The sequence below is a fragment of the Pararcticibacter amylolyticus genome, assembly GCF_003130405.1.
Lineage (GTDB): Bacteria > Bacteroidota > Bacteroidia > Sphingobacteriales > Sphingobacteriaceae > Arcticibacter > Arcticibacter amylolyticus.
In genome coordinates, this window is sequence record NZ_QEAS01000026.1 from 1583 (window position 1) to 19004 (window position 17422).

The 17422-nt window shown below is 47.8% G+C and carries 10 protein-coding genes; 2 read left to right on the top strand and 8 right to left on the bottom strand.

Features of this window, described 5'->3' with window-relative positions:
• Positions 1-287: 287 nt before the first annotated feature.
• Positions 288-1292, top strand: a complete 1005-nt coding sequence (locus tag DDR33_RS22530; protein WP_109418065.1) for a pectinesterase family protein — start codon at positions 288-290, stop codon at positions 1290-1292.
• 29 nt (positions 1293-1321) lie between these two features.
• Here DDR33_RS22530 and DDR33_RS22535 read toward each other — a convergent pair whose 3' ends face one another.
• The 6 genes from DDR33_RS22535 to DDR33_RS22560 all read right to left on the bottom strand — a co-directional run bounded on the left by DDR33_RS22535 (position 1322) and on the right by DDR33_RS22560 (position 13442).
• Positions 1322-1918: a TetR/AcrR family transcriptional regulator gene (locus DDR33_RS22535; protein ID WP_109418066.1), complete on the bottom strand. Its 597-nt coding sequence runs from the start codon at positions 1916-1918 to the stop codon at positions 1322-1324.
• Positions 1919-1976: 58 nt separating this feature from the next.
• Positions 1977-3272 carry a TolC family protein gene (locus DDR33_RS22540; RefSeq protein ID WP_109418067.1) on the bottom strand — a complete coding sequence of 432 codons (1296 nt, stop codon included), beginning with the start codon at positions 3270-3272 and terminating at the stop codon, positions 1977-1979.
• Between the two features lie 2 nt (positions 3273-3274).
• Entirely contained in the window at positions 3275-6388 is a 3114-nt protein-coding gene (locus tag DDR33_RS22545; protein ID WP_109418068.1) for an efflux RND transporter permease subunit, read from the bottom strand.
• 19 nt (positions 6389-6407) lie between these two features.
• A complete protein-coding gene (locus DDR33_RS22550) occupies positions 6408-7469 on the bottom strand; it encodes an efflux RND transporter periplasmic adaptor subunit (protein WP_109418069.1) in 1062 nt (353 codons plus the stop codon).
• A gap of 223 nt (positions 7470-7692) precedes the next feature.
• Positions 7693-11187: a PAS domain-containing protein gene (locus DDR33_RS22555; RefSeq protein WP_109418070.1), complete on the bottom strand. Its 3495-nt coding sequence runs from the start codon at positions 11185-11187 to the stop codon at positions 7693-7695.
• 158 nt (positions 11188-11345) lie between these two features.
• On the bottom strand, positions 11346-13442 hold the full coding sequence (locus DDR33_RS22560) for a CehA/McbA family metallohydrolase domain-containing protein (RefSeq protein WP_238387907.1): 2097 nt from the start codon (positions 13440-13442) through the stop codon (positions 11346-11348).
• A gap of 275 nt (positions 13443-13717) precedes the next feature.
• Here DDR33_RS22560 and DDR33_RS22565 point away from each other — a divergent pair, with 275 nt between their 5' ends.
• Positions 13718-14311, top strand: a complete 594-nt coding sequence (locus DDR33_RS22565; protein ID WP_109418071.1) for a YdeI/OmpD-associated family protein — start codon at positions 13718-13720, stop codon at positions 14309-14311.
• Positions 14312-14343: 32 nt separating this feature from the next.
• On the opposite strand, the gene DDR33_RS22570 is transcribed toward DDR33_RS22565, so the two are convergent.
• Together DDR33_RS22570 and DDR33_RS22575 are read right to left on the bottom strand one after the other, a co-directional pair.
• Positions 14344-14712: a hypothetical protein gene (locus DDR33_RS22570; RefSeq protein ID WP_146198832.1), complete on the bottom strand. Its 369-nt coding sequence runs from the start codon at positions 14710-14712 to the stop codon at positions 14344-14346.
• A 350-nt stretch (positions 14713-15062) separates the two neighbouring features.
• Positions 15063-17339, bottom strand: a complete 2277-nt coding sequence (locus tag DDR33_RS22575) for a nitric-oxide reductase large subunit (RefSeq protein WP_109418073.1) — start codon at positions 17337-17339, stop codon at positions 15063-15065.
• Positions 17340-17422: the final 83 nt, after the last annotated feature.

Genomic DNA, 17422 nt, shown 5'->3' on the forward strand with positions numbered 1-17422 from the left:
TCATCCGTTTTGGTGGTGCAAAGAAAAGAATTTCTTTTGTTTCTCACAACCAAAATTTCAATTATTTTAATGTGAAGTATGATTGATATTATTTACTCAAGTATCTGGGTTTAGCTTTCGGGAGCTTGAGGTAAAAGTTATATCCGTTATCTCCCTGAATATCAAATCGGATATTGCGTTTAAACTATTCAGCGTTGATTTTGAATGTACTCTTGCTATCCTGAAAATTTTCCTTCAGATGATCCCGTAAAGAAAGTATTCCGTTAATTTGCGGACAAACTTTAAGAATGAAGTACTTCACCCTGTTTTTTCTCGTTTTCTCTGCCGGCCTCCGTTATGCGGCGGCACAAACTGCTTATCCTGCTGAACTTATCGTCGCTGCTGACGGCAGCGGCAATTATAAAACGATACAGGAAGCCGTTAACTCGGTACGCGATTTAGGAGAAGCGCGTGTAAGGATCCATATAAAAAAAGGAGTTTATCACGAGAAACTGGTGGTCCCTTCCTGGAAGACGAATATCTCGCTGATTGGCGAGAGTGCTGAAAATACAGTGATCACAGGTGCCGGTTTCTCGGGCAAGCCGATTGAGGGTGGTAGCGATGCTTTCGGCCTGACCAAGTTTTCTACATACACTTCATATACCGTTCTGGTAGAAGCAAAGGGTACTCATATCGAAAACCTTACCATTGCCAATACAGCGGGGAGAGTGGGGCAGGCGGTAGCGCTGCACGTGGAAGGAGATATGGTGGAGGTGAGGAACTGCCGTATCCTGGGGAACCAGGATACTTTGTATGCAGCTACGGCAGGCAGCAGGCAGTATTACCGGGATTGTTATATCGAGGGAACTACCGACTTTATTTTTGGTGAGGCAATCTGTGTTTTCGAAGGATGTACAATTAAGAGTCTGAGTAATTCTTATATTACAGCCGCTGCACAGCGGAAGGAGCAGGAGTTTGGGTTCGTGTTTTTCGATTGCCGGCTTACCGCAGCTCCCGAAGCCAGGGAAGTTTATCTTGGCAGGCCCTGGCGTCCCTATGCAAAGACCGTTTTTATCCGTACCGAAATGGACGCTCATATAAGACCGGAAGGGTGGCATCACTGGCCGGGCGATAAAATGTTTCCCGACAAAGAAAAAACAGCTTACTACGCTGAATATAAGAGTACAGGAGTGGGTGCGCAACCGGCGAAACGGGTGAGCTGGTCGAAGCAATTATCAGCAGCTCAGGCAAAAAAATATACTCTGGCGAACATTTTCAGGGGGATGCCAGCCTGGAATCCAACAGGAAAGTAGAAGTGGGATGGTGACTTTTTTTTGTGTGTTCAGGCGATTATTCCCCTGACAAAGAGGACTTCAATCATGCGTTTTACGGAGGTGACATCAATTTCGCCTCCCTGGTTGCACATTTCAAGAGCAATTCCCTTTATCGAACTCTTCATCAATACCGCCATGAGGTGAATCTCTTTTGGGCGGAGAGGTCTGAACTCACCGCTTTTTATCCCTTCATCCATAATACTCCTGAGGGCTTCTTCATCGTGGGGGTCCTGAAGCCGCGAGATCTTTTTATACATTTCAGGATCTTCCAGTATTTCGGAACTAACAATAAGATACTCGTTGATCTTGTCGAGCAGCCGCATGATTTTTTCGTTGCAATAGGTGATCAGTTTATCTGTGGCCGACCGGCGCTTGATCACCTTTGCTATCACAAATTGGTTCAGTTCTGATATTTCTTCCAGTAAAAGAGCGTCCAGGATTTCCTCCTTGCCTTTGTAATAATAGTAAAGCGAACTTCTTCCTTTTCCGGCAGCTTTTGAAATATCATCCATTGTTACCTTGTTGTAACCATATTTCTTTATCTGCTGCCGGAACGCATTCAGGATAATTTTCCTGATTTGTTCGTCTTTATCCGCCTGATTCATTGAGCAAACTTAGATAAATTGATTTATGCCTTATGTAATGTATTTATTACAGGGAAGATTAGTCAGCGGCAGAGAGCTGCCTGGTAACGTAACGGTAAAATGTCAGCCTGCTTCTGAAATTGCCTTTTGCTTCCACAACCTGCGATGCACTTGTCTGCCACGCTGCCTGTGCGTTGAGAAGATCAGAGAGGTTGATCAGCCCGCTAAGGTAGCTGTCATGGACAGCCCTGAGGTTCAGTTCCGCCTCTTTATAGTTATCTTCACTCAGGCTTACCCGGAGCCGGGCTTCTTCGAGATCATACCACGCTTTAGCGATCCTTACCTTCAGCAGGCTTTCAGTATCCATAAGTGTATTAGACGCTATATTCTCTCTGATCTTCTTTTCTTTCAACGTATGCCGGGCCTCTCCCCACCATCCGGAGATCGGGATACTTAAAGTTCCTACAGCCAGAGGTGTCCAGTCTGTACTGCCAATACCCCTGTCGATGATTCCGGCTTTCGAAACATTTACCCCGACCGCAAGTGAAGGCAGGTAATCCGCCCTCTTCAATTCCGTTTGCAGCTTGCTGGCTCTTACATTGCTCTCGAGTAGTTTGTATTCGCTTGTTTGCTTTACTACTGAATCTGCGTCGGCGTGCCATCTTTTAGGATCAGATATCACGGCAATGGAATCTGTCAGTTGTATTGCAGGATCATACCCGATGCCAATGAACCGGCAGAAATCCATAGATGCTAGTTGCCGGGCGTTCCGGAGCTTCGCTTTATTAAGCGTGATCTCGTTGCGCTGTACTTTCACCCGCATAAGATCGTTCCGGGCAATCAGGCCGGCTTTCAGGTTGTCCGTCAGTTCTTTATATAAAGTATCCAGGTAACGCTCATTTACCAGGAGGGTTTTGATCTGTTCGTTCAGGGTGATCAACTGCCAGTACCTTTGTTCGGTTTCCAGCACGACTGAATCTGTTGTCATGGAAAGCCGCGTCTTACTCACATCCGTTTGCAGGGTGGCAAGCTGGTTGCTGGTCGTGATTTTTCCGCCCATATATATTGGCTGCAGAGCCGATGCGGACACCGCGTACACATTATCGATCCCCTGCGGCAGAATTCCCGGGATTGGAGAAATAAAATCATTAAACGCGTAGATGCCAAGTCCCATGGCGTCAACTTTGGGGAAGTAGGCAGAAACGGCTGCTTTTTTGGTTTCTTCGGAAGCGGAAATAGTAAGCTGCCCATTTTTTATGGTATAGTTATTCTTCAGGGCGAGCTCTTTGCTTTCCTTCAGGGATAATTTCGTTTGTGCCCGCCCATTGGCGGTGAACAGGCTTAATGCCGCTAATGAAAACAGAATAAATTTCATTTTTAGTTATTGTTAAGTTCTCTGCCTGCTTCAGTATCTTCCTTGCGTAAGAACAACCAGTACAAAACAGGAAGTACAAGCAGGGTTAACACCATCGAAAACAGAAGACCGAAGCAGATGACCGTTCCCAGCGGGCCCCACAAGGAAGACCGGCTGATGATCATGGGCACAACCCCAACTGCGGCCGCTGCTGATGTAAGAAATATAGGTCTGAGTCTTCGTTCTCCTGCTGCAATGGCCGCTTCGCGGACGGTCAGGCCGTGGTGTTTACGCAGTTCTTCTGCATAATCTATCAGGATAATGCCATTCCGGACAACAATCCCGCAAAGGCTCAGAAGCCCGATAAACGATGTAAACCCGAAAGGATAATTCATGAGCAGAAGTCCCAGTGCAGCGCCGAACAAGCTCAGCGGCATGGTTATCAGGCTGAGCGCAGCCAGCTTAAAACGTGTAAAGTGGAACAGGAGAATGAGGAAGATCACGATGACGCTCAGCAGCAGGGAAAGGCCCATCGGGCCGATGTTCCGCAGCATTTCTTCACGCTCGCCCCCGTAGCTGACCGATACACCTTCAGGTAAGGGAAGGTGGTCGATCTGGTCTTTAAAGGTTGACAGCACATCGGCCGGTACCAGGTCGTGATAGGTGTCAATCCTGACCGTCAGTGTGCGCACGCCATTTCGCCGGGCGATCTGCCCGTTAGTCCAATCGGGCACCAGGGAAGCGATTTGTCTTAGCGGAACGCTTTGATGCATCAGTGGCGACGTGATATACAGGTCGTTCAGGTCGCCTGCTTTTCTTCGCTCCTCTTCGGGGGTTTTGATGATCACGTCGACAGCGTAGTCGCCTTCCCAGACCTGGGTGGCCTGTAGGCCCTGGAGGTTCATCGCAATGGCATCCGAAATATCCGATTTGGAGAAGCCGAGGCGCGCTGCCTCGTCTTCATGGATGTTCAGTCTGATGCCCTGCTGTTTTTCTTCATAATCGGTTCTCACCCATATATTATCCGGGTTTTTCCTTGCGATGTTTACGACTTTTTCAGCTACCGCTCTCAGATCGGGGATGCTGTCGCCTGAAATTCTCACTTCAATAGGCGCCTGGGTGCTGATCATCGTTAATTGTTTCATCCGGATATAGGCATCGGGGATCATGTTCCGGTATTTTTCTTCATATTCCGTGAGGATCTCCTCTGTTGCCTCTTCAGATGTGGTGTTCACTAGTATCTGAGCATAGTTGCGGGCCGGCAGGTTGGGTGCATAAACGGTATGGAACCTCGGTGAACTGGTGCCGGTAAAGCTGGTGTAATGTACAACGCGTTTATCACGCGCCAGAACCCCCTCAAATTGCTTGACGGCCTGGCTTGTTTCTTTCAGATTGTAGCCCGAAGGCAGATAGATTTCAACGGCGAACTGGTTTCTGTCAACCTTAGGAAACAACTGTTGCGGTATTCCTGCAAGCATCAGGGCTCCGCCCGCCACTGCTGCCAGTGCGAGCAGGATCACTATCCATGAATTCCGGAACGATAACTCAATGGTTCGGTTATAAACTTTTTGGAGGGTATCCAGCAGGGATTTTTTCTTTTCTGGATCCTGCTCCTTTGGTTTGCTGTGGTCATGAAGTCCTTTCTTTATAAAGATGGTATTAAAATAAGGAACGATCAGCATAGAAATAATCAGGGAAAGTACCAGCGCGATGATGATGGTGAACGGAAAGTCGAACACAAAGTCGCGGGCCACACCCACCATAAAAAGAATAAGAGGGGTAAAGGTGGCAATGATAGTGAGCGTAGCTGTAAAAACCGAAGGGAACAGTTCCCGGGCGCTGCGTACGGCAGATTCCCATATACTTAGACCTTCATCCAGCTTTTCCACATGGTTATCGATCACCACTATCGGATCATCCACCACAATACCCAATACAATGATCAGGGCTGCCAGGGTCACTGTGTTTAGTTCGAGTCCCAGGGCGTACATGATGGATAATGTGGCACAAATGGTAATCGGAATGGTGGCGGAGGCAACTGCTGCGACCCGGAAAGGCAGCAACAGCATTGTGACGATGATAACAGAAACAAGCGCAATGCCGAATTCTTTCATGAAATGATTGATCGATGCCGCTACGACCACCGGCTGGTCGGCCAGTTTGGTAAGCTTGATGTCTGCAGGGAAAGTGTGTGACAGGCTTTTCAGCCTTTCGTCTACTTCACGCCCGAAGTGAACAATATTCTTCCCCTTCTGCATCTCCATAGAGATCACGATGCAGGAAGTGCCATTGGTGCTGATAAAGGATTCAGGCTCCTGGTACTCTCTCCGGATCTTTGCTACATCTTTGAGCCGAAGGATGTGCCCCTCCTCATCTGTTTTGATGATCTGGGCAGCAACGTCGTTCTCATTCGCATAAAGATGCTGTGTGTGTACCGGGATGTTGATGGTGCCGCCTTTCAGTTCGCCGGTAGCGCTTACGCCACCCTGCTTTTGCAGGGCCTGCATAACCATTCCTGTACTGATACCATATTTGTTCAGTTTATTATTGTCCAGATAGACACAGATCTGCTCCCTGAGGCTTCCGGTGTGGCTGATCCTGGAGAGCCCCGGGATTTTTCTAAGCTCATCTTCGATGTTATTGACATGCTTCTCAAGATCTTTATAGGGCCTGCCTGAAGATTCTACAGCGAGCAGGACTGCTGATGTACTTCCAAAGTCACTGTTCACCACGATTGCCTGTACGCCCTGAGGAAGCATCCCCTTCATCAGGAGCACTCCGTTCTTTAGCTTGTTCCAAAATGCTGCGGTGGCAGCAGGGCCGGGCTTCTCTGTGATTTCCACGTAAATATACATCTGGCCGTCACGCGAGTAAGAGTATGTTTTTTTCTTATCGACCTCCTCGAAGCTGAAAAGATATTGCTCCACTTTGCTGGTAAGCTGCTCTTCCACCTCACTGGATGTCGCTCCCGGGAAGTAGCCGACAATTAAGCCCTGGCGGATGGTGAATTCCGGAAACTCATTCCGGGGCATGTTGAACAGCGCATAGATCCCGAAAATAACAAGGACCGCTGCAAGAGTAAGAGGCAGCTGTTTATATTTAATAGCCGCCTCGATAATAGTGTTCGATTTTTTCATTCTTTTAAGATGAATGCGGCTATTTGATGATCCTTACCCGGGTTCCATTGGTAATCTTATGATACCCGGAAGTAATCACAAGGTCTTTACGGCTGATACCGGAGGTAATGACAATAGCATCTTTCAGAAGCTCTCCGGTTTTTACATTTTTCCGGAGAGCTGTACTATCTGAGGGGTTAACCACGTATACAAAGTTTGTTCCTTTCTCATCTACAGAAACGGCAACCGTAGGTATGGCGATACTGGCGTCTTCAGTGGCCTGAGAGGGTCGTTTCGCATCAAACCAGGCCTGACAGGTCATGCCCGGCTTTAGCTCGCCGGTTTTATTTGGAATGCTGATCTTTACATCGTAGGCATGGGAACTGGAGGTGGCCACGATGCCGACCTCATCGGCCGAACCCGAATAGGATTTGCCCAGAGCCGGAACAAATACCCGCGCCCTGTCGCCTTTCCGTATGCTGCCCGACTCACTTTCCGGAATGGAGACGTTGATCTTTACATCGTTGATCTTCACTATTTCAAACGCCGGCATGCCTGCGGCGGCTGTAGCCCCGGCCTCGATCATCTTCCTGCCTACGTACCCGCTTTCAGGGGCATAAAGCCGGCAATGCTTTACATTCTGATAAGCTGCAGCCGCCATTGCAGTGGCCTGTTCGTAGCCTGAGCGGGCTTCTACCAGTTTTACCTCCGCAATACTGCCTTTCTGATATACCTGGGATACCCGTTCATAACTGTCACTGGCTTTTTTCTGCTGTGCCCTGACCGCATTATATTGATCGCGGTACGCTGCTTCATCGACCGTAGCCAGCAATTGTCCTTTTTTTACTGCCTGACCGGCATCTGCAAGTACCTGTGTAATGGTTCCCGAAACCTGAAAGCTCAGTATGATGCCTTTATCTGGTTCTATCGTTGCACTGTAGCTCATGGCTTGCTGTGAGGAATCCTGTGTGTTATTTGCTGCTTCCAGCACGCGCACCGGAATGGGAGCAGGGGCGGGTTTGCTTTCTTTGTTGCTGCATGCAGAGATGCAGCACACTGTGATCAGGCTCGTAAATGTCCTGTAAAAAGGTAATCTTATCATTTCAACTGATTATGACCGGACTCAACCATACTGTGTATTACATCATACAACAGTATTATTTGTTAAAAGTTTCGACAAAAAAACAAATAATGTCGAAATGTTAATTGTGATTTTTCGATCTGCTGAACGCGTTAACGCAATTTAAAATCATCTCTTAAAGAAGAAGGAGACAATACCCGGCTCATATAGTAATGATAAGGAAAAACTGATAAGGCCGGATCAATCAGGAATGCAGCGGCAGCGTAAACCAGAAAGTACTCCCTTTATCCGCCTCGCTTTCAACGCCGATCCTGCCTCCATGCCGCCTGATGATTTCACCTGACAGATAGAGCCCGATACCGAATCCCGAGATATGTTTAGCATGCAGGTTCTCTACCCGGTAATATCGTTCAAACAGCTTTTTCTGATCTTCCTGTTTGATCCCTATCCCTTCGTCCCTGACAGCTACGTGTACCATATCTTCCATAGCTTTACAGGTAAGTTCCACCATGTGTCCCCTTGGAGAATATTTGATGGCATTGCTGACCAGGTTCGTAATAACGGAGCCGATCTTATCCTGGTCTGCATGCACGTGAATGCGTTCCGGTGCGTTAAATTTTATCTCATGAGAATTGGTGATGAGCTGGGTTTCTTTAATAATTTCATCGATCAGGTCATTTATAAAGAAATCTTGTTTTACCAATTGGATCTTACCCGACTCCAGGCGGGATACATTCAGGAAGCTGTTAATCATGGCACTCATCCGTTTTACCTGCTGGTTTACTTTAGTCAGGGCTTGTACAGAGAATGCATCATCCTTAGCCTTAGAAAGCAATACCTGGGCGTAGGCGCTTAAGGAGGTGAGAGGTGTCTTCAGCTCGTGGCTCACCATCCCGATAAAATCATTTTTCCGGATCTCGTCGAGCTTTTGTTCCGTGATGTCGAGCACTGCACCCGCAAAGCGTACCGGCTTATCCCATTCGTCAAAATACACTTTCCCTTTAGCCCTTACCCAACGCAGTTTGTTGTCTTCTGCACCGATAGTACGGTATTCTACATCATATTCGCCATTGCTGACTGATTTAATAAAAGCATTATTAATAATGCCGGTGATGCGTTCGCGGTCATCGGGATGCAGACCATTGACGAAGTCATGTTCATAAGTGACTTCCCGGTCATGGCTGATCCCAAAGAGCTTGCGGCATCGGGCATCCCAGAACATGGTGCCTTCTTCCAGGTCAAGGTCAAAGTTTCCGAGTTCTGCTGCCTCAAAAGCAAGTTTTAGCGAATCTTGTGCGTTTTCAAGTTCCCTGCGGGCCTTCACCTGCGGAGTTACGTCGATAGCCGCTACCATAATGCCGTTCGTGATGCCACGCTGATCGAATAAGGGCTGGTACACAAAATTGAAGAACAATTCTTCAAGTTTTCCATCATGTTCCAGGAATGCCCGGGACTCATCTCCTTTATATGTTTTCCCTGAGGTATAAACCTCATCCAGTAGCTTGAGGTAAGCCTGGTTCTGCAATTCAGGTAAGGCATCCGGAAGCCTCATCCCGATTACGCCGGAGGTCTTGCCCCAGACATTCAGGATCGCAGTGTTGGCAGCTTCTATCACCAGGTCTCGTGTTCTCAGCACGGCAATCGCTACCGGTGCATCCTGTATAAGTGACCTGAAGCGTGCTTCGCTTTGTGCTAAATTGCTGAGCGATTCTTCCAGGTTGGTATGCGTAAAATGGAGCTCGTCGTTAGTCGCAAGCAGTTCTTCATTGGCTGCTGCCAGTTCTTCATTTGTTGCAGTGATCTCTTCGTTTAAAGATTGCTGCTGTTCGTAGCTTTCTTCGAGCAGCAGGCGCGACCTGACCAGATGTGTAATGTCGGCCGCTGTTACGACGATCCCGTTCACCCGTCCGTCAGCGTCTTTCAGCGGATCGTAATAGAAGCTGATATACTTTACTTCCCGGCCGTTTTCCGTTTCAACGTAAAATACTTCCTCCTCCTGTCCGTAAGGTATGCCTGTGTTGTAAACCTGCTTGAGCAGAGCCGGAAAAGGCTGGTATGCGAGTTCCGGAAGGATATCCAGGAGCTTTCGTCCGAGAATATCCTCCAGCGACTTGTTCCAGAGCGCAGCCAGCTGCTCATTGGTAACCTCTACCACATAGTCTCTTCCCCGAAGGATCAGCAGGGGATAATGGGAGGTCATCACCAGGTCCCGCAGATCTCTCGCGTTTTTTTCTGAGAGTTTCCGCGACTCCACCAGTTGTGTCACCTCAAAGACGAAAGCCATGATGCCGTCTACAATGCCATGCTCATCCCGCTTGGGTTGATAATAAAAATTGAAATAGCGGTCTTCAAGAGCGGCGCTTCCGGGAACGGCGATCGGGATATAAAGTTCTTTTCCCTCGTAGGGCTCCCCTGTGGTGTAAACCCCTTGCAGGATTTGTTCTACAGGCTGTCCTTTGATCTCAGGCAGCGCCTCAAAGATGGGACGGCCGAGCAGTTCGCGTCCGGGCAACAGTTCCTGGTAAGCCGGGTTTACCAGCTCAAATACCAGGTCCTCTCCCGAAAGGATACAGATACCCGCAGGTGCCTGCATAAAAAACCTTTTAAGTTTATCCCGCTCGTCTGCCAGTTGCTCTGTACGCCGGCGTACCCGGTCTTCCAGCTCCTGGTTCAGGGCATGGAGTTGATCCTGGGTATGCTGCAATTCTTCATTTGTAGCTGCCAGTTCCTCGTTAGCTGCCGATAGCTCTTCATTTAACACCTGTTCTGCCTGGTAAGCCTTCCCGATTTCATAAGACAGCGCGTTATTCAGCACTGTGCCCACATGCATTCCTGCTGTTTGGAGAAAATTACGATAGTCGGTATCAAGCCTTTTCCGGGCAGAGACACCCAGCATCAGGTACCCTTTTATTTTAGAGTCGCCCCTTACTACCGGTACAATAAGTGCTTCCTGAACCGGTTCGGGCCAATGCCGGTGGATGGGCTGCCGGAAAATCTGCTGCACATCGCCGAGGTATCCCTCAGCCTGGCTATACAGATCCCGGATATCGAGATGAGCGGCAATAAGGGCATGTTCTTCAGAAAATCCGCCCCAGCATACCATGTCCATATTTTCGTCTTCGATGCAGCTGTATAGCGCAAAGAATGGAATATCTTCTTTCGCTGTCAGCAGAAGATCCCTGATAAGACCGTTTGCCTCGACAATGCTGGAAGAGTCGTTTTTATGGTCTATCAGGCTTGCCAGTACGACGTTCCTCCGGTCATTGATCACCCGGAACGTGGTTTCGATAACCGCATTAAAAACTCCGCCTACCGATCCGTCTCTGGCTTTCACGGGCGACAGGGTATAATCGAAATAACACTCTTCGGTATACCCATAGCGGTGCATATAGAGTGGTGCATCAGGACGACGGTAAGACTTACCTTCATGCAGTACGGTTTCAAATTCATCTCTTAGGCCGTTCCATATCTCGGGCCATACTGCAGGTCCGGGCTTTCCTAATGCCCAGGGATGTTTATCGCCGGGTATAGTGCTCCAGGGTTCGTTGTAGATCAAACTGAAATCACTTCCCCAGTAGATGGCAATAGGGAAGCCGGAGTTCAATACGATACTGACAGCCGAAGTCAGACTGTCGGGCCAGCTTCCCGGATCACCTATTGATGTTTTAGACCAGTCGATGTTGCGGATCAATTCTCCCACCTGTCCGTCGCCTTCTAAAAAAGAATATTTACCAGACACAAATAAGTAGTTTAGCTAGTTCTCAAATAAAAATTACAAAGAAACAGTATTTCATACGAATAAAGAAGGGGGGATGTTTGAGCGAAAGCTGTAATATTTTCATTTAATCAGGTATTAGCAATCCTTCAGGGGCTTGAAAGCTATGTTTATTCAGGCGTTTATTGCAGCCAGAACGTTTGGCTGAAAGCGCCGTTCGCTGCACAATCCCAGGCTTCAAAACGGACCCATTTACGCCCCTTAAGTTTTGGATGAAACCGGAATTGCTGTTCACCAAAGGCTTTAGTAGCCGTCAGGCCGATTTTCTCACGATATACTTTTTCGCCGTCGCCGCTGATGATCTCCACGAAATTCATAGGAAAGGTCCAGCTGAGTTTCAGGCTGACATCTCCCGTGCCGTCTGGGTTCAGCTTTACGGTTTCCCCTGAAAGGCTACCGTTCACCTTCAGTTCATGCATCAGCACTTCCCCGGTGGTGCTGAAGAATTTGCCCCGCTGCATGGCGTCTACCACGGGCTTCCAGCCTTCGCTGTATTTCGGCAACTGATCCAGCATCAGGTAATTGACATTCATATGGGCATACATCTCATTCTCCTGTGTGACAGTGAAGAGATCGGCTTCCGCAATCACCTTCTTCTTATCTCCCCAGTTGTTCATGTCGTCCATCAGGTCGAGCACACGTTTGCCCAGGCGGGGTTGCGATAAGTCCGCAGGCATGGCTTTCCAGGCAGCGCCCATAAAGCGGTCCGATTTAAAGAAGGCTTCATGATTGTAGATGTCAGGCGCATTGACAGAGCCTTTTGTACGGGGATGAGCTGTCCAGGCAAGACCCTGTTCCTCTTCCAGCAGCTTCAGCATATCGTTTTTATCCCCGATGTGGTAGACCTTTCCAAAGCCGGGTTTATTTTCAGCAAAAGGGACATTTTTATCCCGCGACATGACCCAATAAACAGGTTTGGGAAAGATCTGCAGCCAGTGGCCGCCAAAGAACTCATTGGGTTCTTCCCCAGGTATCAGCAGGAAATCGTTGTCTGATAACCGCTCACATTGCTCAAACAGCGCCTTTAGTTCCCGCAGGCGAAGCGAATCCGGACCTTTAGGGTGAGCGGTATAGTGAAATTCTCCCAGGTGTACCATGTCGAGGCCAAGCCGTTTGAATACTTCAATAAATTCGGGTTTCTCAGGAACGGGTTTACCTGCCAGAACGACGTTCATGATGAATTCGTTATGGAAATGGCTCGACATCGTTTTGAAGCCGGGGAGTTTGGCATACCGGTCGGCGTTTGTGAACTTTTTGACAGCACCCAGTGCTGCTTCATCACCGGCATCGCTGATGAGGCAATAGAAGTTTAAGCGCTGGGGAGTTGCCGGAGGCGCATTGAACCAGGGGACAAAACGACGGTCGCCCTGCAATTCCTGCCGGATCCCTATTCCATAGCCATTCAGCATCTTCCGGTAGTTATTACCGTGCCAGACGAATTTCAAGTTGAAGGCTTCGTCCAGGGGATAGAAATACTGGTGAGGGGCGGGGAAGACGGCCAGTGTGCCCTCTTTGCTCCGGGCTGTGATGGTACGGTATTTCACAGTGAGGTTCTGAGCTGAATCTGCATATTGTACCGGGGCGGACTCCATTTTATCTGCTGTACTGATCCAGGCCAGGCTGTTCCATTTCTGGGTTCTGCTGACTAATCCGGCATCGTACACAATGGCTGTCGCATCCGTCCGGGTGGTCATCACCGCAGCTATATTGAATAGGGGACTACCGTTATAGAAAGTCACTTCGAGTGCGCCGGAAAACCGGTCCGCCGTAAGTTTTCCTATCGTCACGATGGTGCGGCTGCCGGTACTTTTTACGGAAATTCCACTCTTTCTGAGCACAACAGGAAAGGTATTAAAGGGCCGCGAAGGTACTTTATCGAAAAAGATGTTCCATCTGTTCTGCGACAACAGGTCGCGCTTACCGACGCTCAGTAAAAATGCCGGGTCGAGATCTTCCGAAATGGTGTGGAATTCCGTTTTGTTTCCGAGAGATATGCGTTTTAGTAACGCTCCTGATGAAGACATGTCGAACTGCACCTTGCCCCATTTCTGCTGCCCCGCAGGCCAGGTAACTTCGATGATCTGGTTTCGCCTGACAACGGTGGCTTCGCCTTTTGGATTAAATTCCCGGGTGTCGAGCTTTAGTTGTGCCTGAGTCCGGGTTGGCTGAATGACCAGCGCAGCAATGACCGTTAATAGCAACAGGTATCTGAGATTCATAGTTGGTGTGGTTTTCACCGAACATACGTTTTTCCTTTAAAATTTGCAACTAAATCCTTTTACTGACGCCATAACTTAACGCAGTGTATCTAAAAGATGCAAAGCGCCGGTTATTCCTCCGGATAAGTATCCCGGTGCGGGCGCTTCGCGCGCAAAAACAAATGAAGGAAAGCGCCAGATCATTGTCTGTAACTCAGTCAATCCGCTTGTAGTCCTTACCTTAAGGTTTTTTCTTTATATTCCGGTCCGGAAACAAAAAGAATTTCACAAGCCACATGAAGAAAGAAAAGAATCCCAGCGTTGATCAATTCCTGGATAAGGCATCAAAATGGAAAGAGGAAATGACCCTTTTAAGGGAGATCGTCTGCGATAATGAAGAACTGGCAGAGGACTTTAAATGGATGCACCCCTGTTATACCCTGCAGGACAAGAACGTGGTGCTGATTCATGGATTTAAGGAATATTGTGCTTTATTATTTCATAAAGGGGCCTTGTTAAAGGATCACATGAGTATTCTGGTCCAGCAGACAGAAAATGTTCAATCGGCCAGGCAGATCCGGTTTACCAATGTGAGTGAAATAATCAGCCAGGAGTCTGCCATTAAAGAGTATGTCAGGCAGGCGGTTGAAATAGAAAGGTCGGGTTTGAAAGTGCCCTTGAAGGATACTTCTGAGTATCCGGTACCCGAAGAGTTTCAAAGGAGGCTGGATGAGAATGCTGATCTGCAAAAGTCTTTTAAGTCCTTAACTCCGGGACGTCAACGGGCATACCTGTCATATTTTTCTCAGGCTAAACAAGCTAAAACACGGGAATCGCGAATTGAAAAATACCTGTCGCAAATCCTTTCCGGAAAAGGAATGGATGATTGATCCGGCGGAAAGCTCACAGTCGGATTAGATATTCAACCAAAGCTTTCGACCGTTTTTCCCGGGTATTCCTTTGACAGGAAATCTTCGATCAGGGAACAGTAAGATTTGAAATAGGGGCTTCCTGTCGGGATTGTTCGTTCTTCTCCGATCAATGCTGCCGTGAACCTGGTATCGGTCAGTTTATAAATAAGGCCCCTGACTTTTTGGTCATCCGTTCCTTCTTTATAATACAGTGCATAGCTACTGTACCTCGTCTGACTCTCTGAGACGGAAACTTTCCAGACCTCGTAGATTTCCTCATCTACCGTTCTGAGTGAATCGACAATATGATGATTGAGCATAGCGCAAATGTCAGAATTATAATTCGTGTTTTGAATGTTGAAGAGTGCGGAAGCATTCAATCAGCCCGCTTTAATTAAGCTCATATACCAGTGCAGCTAAAGAGCTTTCTTTTATGTGTTTTTGTAAATTAAGAATTTGATAATAAATATTTTAAATTAATGGTTCTAAAGTTTTAAATGATCTTGACCGAATGTTCTGAATGCTCTTATTGTTAACTTATGATAACTTATCACGGTTTTGTCTTTGATTTTTAATGTAAGGATTATGAAATGGTATCTTTTAATTGATTGTTTTTTAACATAAACTTAACAATTAATTAACCAAAAGAAAGATGAGCCTTCATCTGCGTATCCCATAAAAGCCGGATGGAAACGAAAGATCGTTCCCATCCATGCCCTCTCAACCTGACTTATTTAATTTTTTTCGCCTTCTTAAGATCGAAATCCCCCTTATGATAACTCCAGCCTGTCTTTAGCCCTATCACAAATAAGGCAAGGCCGACGGTTCCAAAGGCGAAGATCGTGTCGCCAATCACCCTCAGCCATCTGAGGGTATTCATCAGCGGCTGTTGCATGAATTCAGCAGAACGCGCATACCACATCCCGTGATTGACGCTGGCTACCGTCTGGAGAAGGCCTATAGGCAATACGCTGATCAGCACCATCAGCAGCAAACCAATATTGATGGACCAGAAGGAAAAGCCTATGAGCTGATCTTTCCATACATTTTGTCTGTATAAACCTTTGAGAACAAATAGCATCAGGCCAATGCCGAGAATGCCATAGACCCCAAAAAGCGCAGTATGCCCGTGTACAGGGGTGGTGTTGAGCCCCTGCATATAATAAAGTGCTATCGGGGGATTGATGATAAATCCGAAGATACCCGCACCCAGGAAATTCCAGAATGCCACGGCAACCAGGCAATAGATAGGCCATTTGTAAGCTTGCACCCAGGGCTTAAGCTTGCTGATACTGTAGTTGTGGTAGGCTTCGATTCCGATGATCACCAATGGCACTACCTCCAGGGCACTGAACGTTGCTCCCAGTGCTAAAACAGCAGTCGGGGTCCCCGAGAAGTACAGGTGGTGGAAGGTGCCGATGATACCTCCTGAAAGGAATATGATGGTCGAAAATAAAACGTTCAGGGTGGCTGTTTTCTCATTGAGGAGTTTCATCCTGGTGAACAGGAAGGCTGCGACGACAGTAGCAAATACTTCGAAAAATCCTTCTACCCAAAGGTGCACGACCCACCATCTCCAGTACTCAGCGATGGCAAGATTGGTTCTTCTTCCCCACATCAGTCCTGCTCCATAAAACATAGCTATGGCAACTGAAGAGATAATGAACATCATGAGAAGATTTCGGCTGGATGTTTTTTGCTTTAAAGCCGGCATAAGTGCCCGCACCATTAACCAGAGCCAGAGGAACAGCCCGATCAGCAGGAAGATCTGCCAGAACCTGCCCAGGTCTACATATTCATAACCCTGATGGCCGAACCAGAAATTTTCCACATAACCCAGTTTTTGCATGATCGCGAACCATTGTCCCGCCATAGAGCCCGCAACGATGATCAGAAGCGCGATAAAAAGGAAATTCACGCCTGCTTTCTGATATTTAGGCTCGTATCCTGAAACAGCAGGGGCAATGTAGAGGCCGGTCGCCAGCCAGGATGTTGCTATCCAGAAGATGGCGATCTGCACGTGCCATGTCCGGCTCAGGGAGTAGGGGAGTACCTGATCGAGAGGAATGCCGTAAAAGGCGCTTCCTTCTACGCCGAAGTGAGCCGTTATGACACCCATAATCACCTGGACCAGGATGAGGGCTGTAACAATCCAGAAGTATTTAAGGGTCGCCCTCATGGATGGAGTTGATTTTACTTCCAGCAGCGGATCTTCAGCGGGGATATCGTCTGACAATTCTTCTTCCTTGTTCTGAGCATTATAAAAAATCAGAATGCCGATGCCCAGCAGGAGCATGATAACACTGAACCCTGTCCATAGCATCAGGTCTCCTGTTGCTACATTTCCCACTAATGGTTCAGCCGGCCAGTTATGGGTGTAAGATACGTTTTCGTTGGGACGGTTTGTTGTACAGGCCCAGCTGGCCCAGAAGAAGAACGCGCTTATCTTCTGTAACCTCTCCGGATCTTTGATCGCGTTTTTAGGTATGGCGTAAGCTTCCCGTAATTTATCGAAGGCAGGATCGTCGGAGAAAAGAGAAGCGTAATATTTTTCCAGTTGCTTGTATGCTGCAGCCCGGTCTGATGAAACTGTCAGGCTCTTATCTGCCTTATTGAAGGTATTTTCCCTTATTTCTTTTTGCAGGGTATTCTGCAAGCCCGCTTTTTCTTCGTCAGTGATCCTGCTGTACGGAGCACCGTATTTTCGTTGCGCTTTAAGGTCAAGTATAAATTCCGCTTCCCGGTGTATCCAGTCTGCTGTCCAGTCAGGGGCCACATAAGCTCCATGTCCCCAGATCGATCCTACTTCCTGACCGCCTATGCTTTGCCATACATTCTGCCCGTCTTTAATGTCTTCGCCGGTAAAGATCACCTGGTTTCCGGAAATCACGCTCTCTGGAAGCGGCGGTGCTTCCTGGTAGATCCTGATCCCGTAGTAACCAAGTGTAGCAAAAGACAGTCCCACTACAATGGCAAATGCCAGCCATAATTTTTTGGTTTTTTTCATGTTTGATGGTTGTGATTTAATTAGAGTTGATATGCGTTATGAGGGTGTGGTTCTGTTCTTTCTGAGTATGCTGATACCTGGCA